Source organism: Halorubrum tebenquichense DSM 14210, assembly GCF_000337415.1.
In the GTDB taxonomy this organism is placed as follows: domain Archaea; phylum Halobacteriota; class Halobacteria; order Halobacteriales; family Haloferacaceae; genus Halorubrum; species Halorubrum tebenquichense.
In genome coordinates this window covers 1-6,358 of record NZ_AOJD01000057.1, presented here as the reverse complement: position 1 = coordinate 6,358, position 6,358 = coordinate 1, and the positions used below count along the sequence as shown (strand labels likewise).

The window sequence follows — 6,358 nt, the reverse complement described above, 5'->3', positions numbered from 1 at the left end:
CCCCAGCCTCGCGGCTCACGGCTCGCGGCTTCGCCGCTCGCGTTCGCCGCGTCCCTCGCACGCGCTGTCTCGCGGCCGCCGGTGGCGGCCGCTCGCAGGCGCGCGCCACCGCGTCCGGAATGGAGAACGTCGTCGCGGGAGGTCGGATCAGCGGTCTCCGGTCCACGCGGAGAAGCCGCCGTCGATGAGCGTCTCGGACTGCCGCGCGATGTACTCCCGTTGGGTGTCCTCAACCGCGGTCGCGAAGTCGTCGCCGTCGTCGAGGCGCTCGCGGACGCGGTCGCGCTTCCAACTCGCGGGCGTCGTGCGGTTCGCGACGCGCCAGCGGAGCGGCGCGACCCACTCGGCGGCCTCGTCGGCGGCGCAGCCGGCGGTCCGGAGCCCGGCCTCCGCGTGGTCGAGGAGGTCGTCGTACAGGGCGTCGATGTCGGTCGTGCGCTCGCCGTCGTTGCCGATCCAGTCCATGTCGGCGTCGAGCCCGTCCGCGACCGCGGCGTAGAAGTTGTCGCGGGCGGTCTCCCAGTCGAGTCCGATGACGGGGTGTTCGTGCTGCGGGAGCGCCTGCATCAGCCCCGCGAACGTGCCCTGGAAGGCGATGGAGTCGCGGACGGTGGGCTGGCCGGGGACGGGGCGGAACTCGATCCGGGCGTTCGCGGCCGAGCGGCTGGAGCCCTCGAAGACGGGGCGGACCCACCGCCAGTAGCTGCCGTGTTTCGTGCGGAACGTCGCGAACGCGTCGTCGAAGCGGTCGCTGCCGCCGGGGTCGGGCATCGGGATCAGCGTCTCGTCGGCGGCGATGCGGTCGACCGCGGTCTCGACGTCGCGGAAGTCGCGCGGGAACCGGACCTTGTCGGCGTCGGTCCGGGCGTTGAGGACGGACTCGAACACGTGGATCCGGTTCGCGGTCGCCCCCTCGGCGAGGACGCGCTCGCCGTCCCAGTCGTCGTCGTACAGCCCCGGGGGGAAGAAGGGGGAGTTCGCGCCGAGCGCCAGCAGCGGGCCGGCGATCCGCAGCGCGTACCGGAAGTGCCGCGGCAGCGTCTCGGCGTGTGCCACCTGGTAGTGCGGCTGGATCGACGTGATGAGGCTCTCCGGCATCACCGTCTCGGCCGCCAGCGACACCCCCGGCGCGTCGAGGCGGACGGCCGGATCCCCCTTCCCGGTGTTCGGGTCGGCGTCCGCCGAGTTCTCCGGACGGTCGTTGGCCATCGCGTGGTACCGCACCGCGTCGCTCATGTTCACCGCGACGACCACGCCGTCGACCTCGACGCTGTCGGTGAGGTACTCCTCGGCGGTCTCGCCCGCGGGCGGGACGGTCCAGAGCCCGTCGGAGACGAGCCGCATCCCCTCGACGCCGGCGGTGTTCTCCGCGGCCTCCAGCCGCGCCCGAACCTCGGCGAGCTGGGCGCGCAGGCCGTGGTCGGAGAGCGGCTGCGGGCTCGTACACATCTCGGCGTTGTGGAGCCCCAGCTCCTTCTCGAAGCCCATCAGCTCCAGCAGGCGGCGCGGCACGCGCATGAGCGCGTACTCGCCCGCCCGCGACTCCTCGCTCCACCGCCCGTCGCCGACCGCGTAGAACTCGTACTCGAAGCCGACGATCGACTGGTGGTTGTCGAAGGAGCCGTCGCGGAGCTCCTGTTTGACGATCTCGGCCTCCTCGGCCGCGCGCTCGGCGAACGCCTCGGCGTCGACCGAAAGCGCCTCCCGGACCCCGTCGGCCAGCGCGGACTCGGTGGTCATGCGACCGGGGAAGGACGCGGCGAGGTAAAAAGGCCTCCGGCCGGAAGACGGCCCGACCGCGGGACCGACCCGCGACAGACCCGGTCCGACTACTGGTTCGCCGAGCGCGCGTCGAGCGCGACGGGGATCGACCGGCTCGCGACGTCGCCGGCGAACGCCTCGCCGTCGGCCTCCAGCAGGTCGAAGGTGTCGTAGTGGACCGGGACGACGAGGTCGGGACCCATCGCCTCGGCGAGGTCGGCCGCCTCGCGCCGGTCCGCGACGATGCCGCCCCCGCCGATGTTCGCGAGGAAGACGGAGACGTCGAGCTCGGCGAACCCGTCGAGCGCGTCCGAGTCGCCGGGCCAGAAGACGGTGCGGCCGCCGAGCGACAGCAGGAAGCCGCAGCCGAAGCCGGGCGGGTGCGCGACCGAGCCGTCGGCGTCGGCGTTCGGGCCCTCCGGGTCGTTGTGGGCGGGGACGGACCACACCCGCACCTCGCCGGCGGGCGTGTCGACATCGACCCGGTCCTCCTCGCCGACGCGGACGACCTCGTAGTCCTCGGCGAGCGCGTCGATCGGTTCCACGTCGCGGTCGATGCTCGCGGGGTCGACCGCCTCGTAGATCACGAGCGTCGCGTCGTCGCTCGCGACCGACCGGATGCCGTCGCTGTCGTAGTGGTGGTCGTGGGTGACGACGACGAGGTCGCCGTCGCGCGCCCAGTAGTCGTCGAGGACGCCGTACCGGCCGGGGTCGGTGTAGACGACCGGCCCGTCGTCGGTCTCCAGCCGCGCCGTCGCGTAGCCGAGCCACTCCACCGCGAGCTCCTCGTAGCGGAACGTCATGCGATCGCCTCCGTCCGCGGCCGTCTTGAGGGTGGCTATCGGTCGCGGTCGCGACCGGCGTCGGATCCGCCGCCGTCGGGCGAGTGGGGGTCCTCGCCGTCGATCGCGACGAGGTCCCACGCGGCGGCGACCGCGTCGTCGTCGAGCGACCGACCGAGCGCGTGCTCCGGCACCAGCGGCATCGGGACGGGGACGTACCCGGCGTCGCGCATCGCACCGAACCCGCCGACGGTCTCGACGACGGTCCCGTCGTCGCCCCGCCGGACGCGGAACCGCTTGTCGGCCGGATCGCGGCGGTACGCGAACGGGAAGACCTCGTCGGCCGGCGTCCGGAGACTCTCGACGCCCGCGAGGACCGCGACGGGGCTTCCGTCGACCTCGCAGACCAGCCGAGGGACCGCCGGTCGCCCGTCGTCGTCGACCGCCGCGGCGTCGACGTCCGCGCCGGCCGCGACCGGCCCGGCGGGGGTGTCGGTCTCGCGCCACGCGAACGTCGGATCGCCGAGGCCGTCGGCGCGGACGCAGGCGTAGCCGCCGCCCGAGACCGGGATCCGGTCCGGCCCGAGGTGGAACGTCCGCCGACCGTCGCGCCGGGCGGCGAGCAGCGGCGGGTCGGCGAGGAGGTCGCGGACGGCGGCCGCGGTGTCGGCGTCGCGAACGGCGAACAGGACGCGGCGGTCGCGGTCGAGCGCGTGGCCCAGCCGCGAGGTGATCACGACGGGCGTCGCGTCGTCCGCGGCGAGCGGCTCCACCGCGACCCGGTCGTCGCCGCGGGTCGCGACCGCGGGCGGTTCCGCGCCCGACTCCGGGCGAGACACGTCGAACCCCTCCGCGGCGAGCCGAGCGGCGGCCGCGTCTGTGAGGTCGCGCCGCGTCGCGTCGCCGAGGGGGCCTACCATGCCCGACCGTAGGGCCCGGATCGTGAAGGGGTTTTGCGTGGCGGAACGCGGCTCACGGGTCGGCGTTCAGAAGTGTCGGTGTCCGACTCAGTCGTCGCCGGCGAGTCGGCGGACGCGGGCGAGCGAGTCGGCGTCGTCGACGGACTTGTCCTCGCGGACGCCGACGAACCGGGGGAACCGGAGGGCGTACCCGGCCGAGTACGTCGGCGAGGTCTGGATCTCCTCGTAGCCGACCTCAACCACGAGTTCCGGGTCGAAGGCGACCGTCGTGCCCGACTCGCCGGCGACGTAGGGTTCCAGCCGCTCCGTGAGGTCCGCGAGGGCCTCGTCGGTGATCCCCGTCGCCACCTTCCCGACCGTGGCGTACCCCGGGGGGACGAGGTCCGCCGCGTCGTCGGGGGCGTCGCCTTCGCCGCTCTCGCCGCCCTCGCTGCCCCCGTCGCGGACGGCGAGCAGGAACGTGCCGAACAGCTCCGCGCGGCGTCCCTCGCCCCACTCCGCGCCGACGACGACGGCGTCGAGCGTCTCTACGTCCGGCTTGCGTTTCAGCCAGTCGCGGCCGCGGTCGCCGGGGGTGTACGCCGCGTCTGGGTTCTTCAGCATGACGCCCTCGTGGCCCGCGTCGAGGGCGTCGCGCTCCGCGGCCGCGATCGCGTCCGGGTCGTCCGCGAGCGCGAGGTCCGCGGCCGCGTCGCCGAGGACCGCCCGAAGCCGCTCGTGGCGGACGCGGAGGGGCTCGTCCAGCAGGTCGTCGCCGTCGGCGTGGAGGCAGTCGAAGGCGTGGAGCCGCAGCGAGACCGTCTCCCGCATCCGGTCGACGTCGTGTTTCCGGCGGAAGCGTCGGAGAACCTCCTGAAACGGGAGCGGGTCGCCCGCGTCGTCGACCGCGACGACCTCGCCGTCTAGAATGGCCGGGACGTCGACGCGCTCGGCGACGTACTCGACGATCTCCGGGAGCGCCTCGGTCACGTCGTCCATGTTCCGCGAGTAGAGCCGCGGGCCGAGTGCCCCGTCGTCGCCGTCGCTGGCTTTCGCGTCCGCCGGGGCGGTCCCGGCCGGCGCGTAGTGCACCTGAACGCGCGCGCCGTCGAACTTCGTCTCGACGGCGACCTCGCCGAACGAGTCGACCGCGTCGGTCGCGGTGCCCGCCTGCGCGAGCATCGCCTGAACCGGCCGGCCGACGCGTAGCGACTCTTCCCGCAGCCCCTCGATCCCCTCGTCGCGGGCGCGGACCGCGACCCGGCCGTAGTCGTTTGTCACCTGAAGCGCGCGTTCGACGGCCGCGACCGCCTCGTCGCTCGCGCGGAGCGCGGCGTCGTCGCTCTCCGAGTCGGCGGCGGCGGCGCTGTCATCGTCGCCCTCGACTTCCGGTTCGGGCGCGATGAACGCCTCCGCGACCGCGTCCCGGACCGTCCCCTCGCCGACGCCGAGTCGCATCTCGCCGAGGACGAGCCGGGCGAGGAACGCCGCCTCGCTCGGCGAACAGCGGGTGAACAGCCCGAACAGCGCGTCCCGCTTGCGCGACTCGCTCCCGTCGCCGCTCTCGGCCGCGAGGTCGCGGAGCTCCTCGTCGACCGCCGCGACGGTGAGCGCGTCGCGGCCGCCGCCGAACGCGGCGAGGCCCTGCTGCCCGCCGAGGTCGTACGCGGCCGCGACGGCACCGATCTCGCCGCGCTCCGCGAGGCGGTCCTCGACGTCGCTCGCCGACACGTTCGGGCCGGCGGCGCGGGCGATGGACTCCCGGCAGAGCGCGGGCCCGACGTCGAGGGTGCGCGTGTCGTGGGCGGGGAAGACGCGGCCGAGCAGGAAGCGGGCGACGACCGGGAGGTCGTCGCTCGGTCCGTCGTCGCCGTCGGCGGCGTCCTCCGCGGAGCCGGCGTCTCCGCCTGAGCCGGCGTCGGCGAGCAGGTCGGCCGCCGCGAGCGTCGTCTCGATGTCGCCGTCGTTCGCGGCCAGCCGGTCCGCCCGTTCCGCCAGCGCGGCGAATTCCATACGCGTCGGGTCGGCGACCGGCGGGCAAAAGCGACCCGATGCGCGCGCAGCGAACTCGCCGCGGATCGTCGCCGGCCACCGCGGGCCGCCGTCGTCGGGGGAGACGGCGGTCCCGTCGGGGAACCGCTTTTCACCTCCGCCGTCATATGAGCGTTCATGTACGTCCGCGACGCCAAAAACCGTGACGAGGCGTGGTTGTTGGACGCGATCGAGCAACTGGGGCTCGACGACGTCGCCTTTCGGTCACGGGACTACGTGATCGCGGTCGACGAGGAGTCGAACGACCGGGCGGGATTCGGCCGCCTTCGGCTCCACCGCGGCGACGAGGGCGAGGAGAACCGGATCGAGCTGACGGGCATCGGCGTCCTGCCGGAGTGGCGCGACCGCGGGGTCGGCGCGCACGTCGTCGAGCGCCTCGTGGACACGGCCGCCGCGGACGGCTTCGAGACGGTGTACGTGCTCACCGACCAGCCGGAGTACCTGACGCAGTTCGGCTTCGAGCGCGTCGACACGGACGACCTCCCGCCGGCGCTCTCCGACCGCCTCACGGAGAAGCGAGAGTTCCTCGGCGGCGGCGTCGTCGGACTCCGACTCGCGGTCGACGACTTCGAGATGCCCTCCCGGTTCCGGACGGCGTTCAAGGACGCCGAGCCGACCGGCGGCGACGAGCCGAGCGAGTCGGCCGAGGACTTCGGTATCGACCCAGACTCGGCGACGTATAAATACGACACCGGGCGTTAACGGCCACGAACCGCTCTCTGTTCTGACGCTTCGGTTTTTGCTAACTCGCGGTGGCGCGTGCCTGCGAGCGGCCGACAGGCCGCGAGCCAGCACGCGCGAGGGAGTCGGCCGCGACGAGGGCGACCGAAGGGAGCCCGACGGACGCGGCCGACGAGGCTGGGG

General features: G+C 73.9%; 5 protein-coding genes. 1 reads left to right on the top strand and 4 read right to left on the bottom strand.

Going from position 1 to position 6,358, the window contains the following annotated elements:
• Positions 1-147 precede the first annotated feature (147 nt).
• The 4 genes from C472_RS10665 to ligA form a co-directional block, all read right to left on the bottom strand.
• Positions 148-1,740, bottom strand: coding sequence for a hypothetical protein (locus C472_RS10665; RefSeq protein ID WP_006629843.1), 1,593 nt, complete (start codon positions 1,738-1,740; stop codon positions 148-150).
• 89 nt (positions 1,741-1,829) lie between these two features.
• Positions 1,830-2,564 carry an MBL fold metallo-hydrolase gene (locus C472_RS10660; RefSeq protein ID WP_006629842.1) on the bottom strand — a complete coding sequence of 245 codons (735 nt, stop codon included), beginning with the start codon at positions 2,562-2,564 and terminating at the stop codon, positions 1,830-1,832.
• 35 nt (positions 2,565-2,599) lie between these two features.
• Positions 2,600-3,463, bottom strand: a complete 864-nt coding sequence (locus tag C472_RS10655; protein ID WP_006629841.1) for a hypothetical protein — start codon at positions 3,461-3,463, stop codon at positions 2,600-2,602.
• Positions 3,464-3,550: 87 nt separating this feature from the next.
• Entirely contained in the window at positions 3,551-5,455 is a 1,905-nt protein-coding gene (gene ligA / locus C472_RS10650; protein WP_006629840.1) for an ATP-dependent DNA ligase LigA, read from the bottom strand.
• Between the two features lie 156 nt (positions 5,456-5,611).
• Here ligA and C472_RS10645 point away from each other — a divergent pair, with 156 nt between their 5' ends.
• On the top strand, positions 5,612-6,196 hold the full coding sequence (locus C472_RS10645; RefSeq protein ID WP_006629839.1) for a GNAT family N-acetyltransferase: 585 nt from the start codon (positions 5,612-5,614) through the stop codon (positions 6,194-6,196).
• The last annotated feature ends 162 nt before the right edge of the window (positions 6,197-6,358 follow it).

Excerpts from the sequence above, each read along its gene's own strand:
- C472_RS10665 (WP_006629843.1), bottom strand. The coding sequence starts at position 1,740 with ATGACCACCGAGTCCGCGCTGGCCGACGGGGTCCGGGAGGCGCTTTCG.
- C472_RS10660 (WP_006629842.1), bottom strand. The coding sequence starts at position 2,564 with ATGACGTTCCGCTACGAGGAGCTCGCGGTGGAGTGGCTCGGCTACGCG.
- C472_RS10655 (WP_006629841.1), bottom strand. The coding sequence starts at position 3,463 with ATGGTAGGCCCCCTCGGCGACGCGACGCGGCGCGACCTCACAGACGCG.
- ligA (WP_006629840.1), bottom strand. The coding sequence starts at position 5,455 with ATGGAATTCGCCGCGCTGGCGGAACGGGCGGACCGGCTGGCCGCGAAC.
- C472_RS10645 (WP_006629839.1), top strand. The coding sequence starts at position 5,612 with ATGTACGTCCGCGACGCCAAAAACCGTGACGAGGCGTGGTTGTTGGAC.